The sequence below is a fragment of the Mycobacterium persicum genome (assembly GCF_002086675.1).
GTDB classification, from domain to species: Bacteria; Actinomycetota; Actinomycetes; order Mycobacteriales; family Mycobacteriaceae; genus Mycobacterium; species Mycobacterium persicum.
The window spans coordinates 1-1,475 of record NZ_MVIF01000231.1; the positions used below are offsets into that span (position 1 = coordinate 1).

1 protein-coding gene is annotated in these 1,475 nt (G+C 64.5%); it reads left to right on the forward strand.

The features are described 5' to 3' along the window. Window positions 1-133 precede the first annotated feature (133 nt). Complete coding sequence (locus BST40_RS28045) at window positions 134-1,444, forward strand: IS256 family transposase (protein WP_083156556.1); 1,311 nt, start codon at window positions 134-136, stop codon at window positions 1,442-1,444. Window positions 1,445-1,475 lie beyond the last annotated feature (31 nt).

Genomic DNA, 1,475 nt, shown 5'->3' on the forward strand with positions numbered 1-1,475 from the left:
GAGCAATGATCAGAACCTGTGGATGAGCCTCGGCGAGGCGGCGAGATTGGGCGCACCTTCCCGAGGATGATCTGAAGTCCAGTTGTCTGATCAAGGACCGGCGTTGGCGCGCTGGTTCGGGAAGGTACGACCCATGCTCAATGTAGTCCCTGAGGCCGGCAATCGTGATGGTTCGGCTGCGCCGGTCGTGTTGGCGGGCCCGGTTTCGTCGGTGATCGATGAGATCGTGCGCGAGGGTGCCCAGCAGATGCTGGCCGCGGCGTTGCGGGCGGAGGTGGCCGCCTATTGCGCCCAGTTCGCTGATGAGTGCGACGAGAACGGACATCGGCTGGTGGTGCGCAATGGCTATCACGAGCCGCGTGAGGTGACCACGGCCGCGGGCGCGATCGAGGTGCACGCCCCGCGGGTCAACGACAAGCGGGTTGACCCCGAAACCGGTGAGCGGGTGCGGTTTTCCTCGGCGATCTTGCCGCCGTGGGTGCGCAAGACCCCGCAGGTAGAGCAGGTGCTGCCACTGCTGTACCTGCACGGTCTGTCGTCGCAGGATTTCGGGCCGGCGCTGAGGCAGTTCCTCGGCTCGGCCAAGGGCTTGTCGGCGGCGACGATCACCAAGCTGACCGAGACCTGGCAAGCCGAGCAGAAGGCGTTCTCGGCACGGGACCTCTCGGGTGTGGATTATGTGTACGTCTGGGCTGATGGCATCCACGTCAATGTGCGCCTGGAGGAGACCAAGCTGTGCCTGCTGGTGCTGATGGGGGTGCGCGCCGACGGGCGCAAGGAACTGATCGCCCTTGATGACGGCTACCGCGAGGCCAGTGAGTCGTGGGCCGATCTGCTGCGCGATGCCAAGCGGCGCGGCATGCGCGCGCCGGTACTGGCAATCGGGGACGGCGCACTGGGGTTCTGGGGCGCGCTGCGCGAGGTGTTCCCGGAGACCAAAGAACAGCGATGCTGGTTTCACAAGATCGCGAATGTTCTTGCCGCACTTCCGAAATCAGCGCACCCCGGCGCGAAGAAAGCCCTCGCCGAGATCTGGAACGCCGAGGACAAACGCCACGCGCTGGACGCGGTCAAGGCATTCGAGGCGGCCTACGGCGCGAAGTACGCCAAGGCGGTCGCCAAGATCACCAACGACCTTGACCAACTGCTGGCCTTCTATGACTTCCCGGCCGAGCATTGGGTGCATTTGCGCACTACGAACCCGATCGAATCTACTTTCTCGACCGTGCGCAATCGGAGCAAGATCACCAAAGGGCCAGGTTCGCGGGCGGCGGGAATTGCCATGGCCTACAAGCTGATCGAGGCCGCCCAATCACGCTGGCGCGCGGTGAACGCCCCACACCTGGTCGCCCTCGTCCGCGCCGGCGCCAAGTTCGAGAACGGCAAACTCGTCGAGCGCCCCGACGAGCAGACCGTCGACGGGACCGAGAAGGAGGCTGCCTGAAAATTCGATCCACAGGTATTGACTATTGCTC

Coding starts and splice junctions, on each gene's coding strand:
- BST40_RS28045 (WP_083156556.1), top strand. CDS start 134: ATGCTCAATGTAGTCCCTGAGGCCGGCAATCGTGATGGTTCGGCTGCG.